Source organism: Arsukibacterium sp. MJ3, from assembly GCF_000987765.1.
Classification (GTDB): domain Bacteria; phylum Pseudomonadota; class Gammaproteobacteria; order Enterobacterales; family Alteromonadaceae; genus Alishewanella.
The window spans coordinates 1-1,295 of sequence record NZ_LAHP01000069.1 but is presented as its reverse complement, the minus strand read 5'-3'; the positions used below and the strand labels follow the sequence as shown (position 1 = coordinate 1,295).

At 39.5% G+C, this 1,295-nt stretch carries 2 protein-coding genes; both read left to right on the top strand.

All coding sequences use genetic code 11. The features are described 5' to 3' along the window. The coding region (locus VT06_RS18280; RefSeq protein ID WP_161795050.1) for a hypothetical protein at positions 1-730 on the top strand (730 nt) is incomplete at its 5' end. 76 nt (positions 731-806) lie between these two features. After that, entirely contained in the window at positions 807-1,115 is a 309-nt protein-coding gene (locus tag VT06_RS16740) for a hypothetical protein (protein ID WP_046555471.1), read from the top strand. Positions 1,116-1,295 lie beyond the last annotated feature (180 nt).

Genomic DNA, 1,295 nt, shown 5'->3' with positions numbered 1-1,295 from the left:
ATTTCAAGCAGTAATGGGAAATGCCAGGGAGCTTGGTGAGGCACATGCGGCTGAGCGAAGTGGTGCTGCAGGTGGTAAGTCGGCGACAAAGCCTGTTAACAACAAATCGGGAACTGCCAGTACCGATGGTCATGCTCAAAAGCCCCAACCTGAAAGTGGTAACCGACGTTATACAGTTTCAACTCCGGCGAAAGCATTGACGGCTCCAGACGAAATCGATTTATCTGGCCTCAACGGTGAATTCGATGCTTTATGGGGAGGTAGTTTTCCTGGAGGGAGTGCCCAAGAGCAAGGAGGCACTGTGGCATTGGCTGGCCAACAAGCAATACTTGTAAATAAAGGTAGTGGTACTGCAGGGTCTTTTACTCCAAATTTAGCTGTCACCTCTAGATTGAGTGTGGTCGGAACTTTTCATACTCATCCATATGACGAAGGTTACGTTGATGTGTCATTAAGTGGTGCAGATGCAGCATATATGATCAACAAGGGGCATAAATTTATAATTAGCCAAAGTGGAGGAGGTCAGTTTATGTATCTAAGAACAAGTCTTACTCCACGTAACGTTGATTATAATGCCGTGAATGCTTCTCATAATATAAGAATTGGTAAAGCAATAATGGGGGGTAAAAGTTTTAGCATTGCGAGTCAAATGTCTGCAGTAGAAACGGCAAGGCAATATAACCTAGCTTATTATGAGGGAAAAAATGGATTGTTTAAAAAGGTTAAATAGTATTTATACTGTATTTTTTATTATTTTTTTCTTATCGTGTAGTCTGGCATCTTGTAAATTTTCAAAGGAGTCTAGTTTGATTTGCAATAAAATTTTGGATGCTCGAGTTATTTCTAGTAAGAAGCTTAGTGCTGCTATTAGTGAAGAGATGGAAGGGAATGTAAAGATTTCCATTCAGTTACTGAAAGAAGGTCTTGACTCGTTATCAGAATATTACAGCTCTGATAATGTAATTGATGATAGTGGTATGCATTTGGTTTTAGCGCATCAGGCTGAAATTTCCGGCGATTTAATTTCCACCTTAAAAATTTATAAAAGAGTTCTTGAAACTAGAGTTGCGATTATTACAGAGAAATATAGCGATATGCATTGCAGTGATAAGTAGCTGTCACTAGTATCTTTGTTGAATATTGTGGTCAGATCAAAATTAAATGCTATTCAGTAATAAGTCTTGGGGTTACAGCTGTTGGATAAGATTATTTTATTGAATGACATGCAGCCTGAAACATGAATGGGGTCACAATAACCCGTTAAATGCCACCGACCCCTCAGGCTATTTCTTCCA